The 439-nt window shown below is 67.2% G+C and carries 2 protein-coding genes; both read right to left on the bottom strand.

Annotation, left to right across the window (positions count from 1 at the left end; all coding sequences use genetic code 11):
* The coding region (locus tag I6F36_RS40160) for a gamma-butyrobetaine hydroxylase-like domain-containing protein (RefSeq protein ID WP_225173277.1) at positions 1-217 on the bottom strand (217 nt) is incomplete at its 3' end.
* The coding region (locus tag I6F36_RS38830; protein WP_225173276.1) for a HEAT repeat domain-containing protein at positions 144-439 on the bottom strand (296 nt) is incomplete at its 5' end. The genes I6F36_RS40160 and I6F36_RS38830, both read right to left, overlap by 74 nt.

The raw sequence follows: 439 nt of genomic DNA, 5'->3' as shown, positions 1-439 counted from the left end.
CGTTGATCGGCGTGCCGTGATGGCGCTTGAACTGGCACTCCGCACAGCGGCACGCCTCGCGCAATGCCGCGTGGTCAAGTACGACAACGGCGTCTGCCCAGTGCAACCGCAGCCGGCCTTGGGCGACGTCGTTTTCGATACGCTCAGGCGGATGCACGGGCGCGCTCGATTTGTGCCAAGGCGATCCGCACGGCCTTGACGACTTCCGGGTCGCCATCGGTTTGTGCGCTGCGCAGGGCGGGCAGGGCAGAGGCTTCGCCGATCTCTCCCAGTGCGAGTGCCGCCTCCTTGCGCAGGTTGCTGATTGGGTGGGTGAGCAACGCGGCGAGTGCATCGACGGCATGCGCGGCGCGCCACCGGCCAAGCGCGCGGGCCGCCTGTAGACTGACCTGCCAATACGCATCGGCCAGCGCATTCACCAACGCCTGCGTGACATGTG

The organism is Bradyrhizobium sp. BRP19 (genome assembly GCF_020194195.1).
GTDB lineage: Bacteria > Pseudomonadota > Alphaproteobacteria > Rhizobiales > Xanthobacteraceae > Bradyrhizobium > Bradyrhizobium yuanmingense.
Note: the sequence above shows the minus strand (reverse complement) of the source record. Positions and strands in the feature narration are given on the sequence as shown.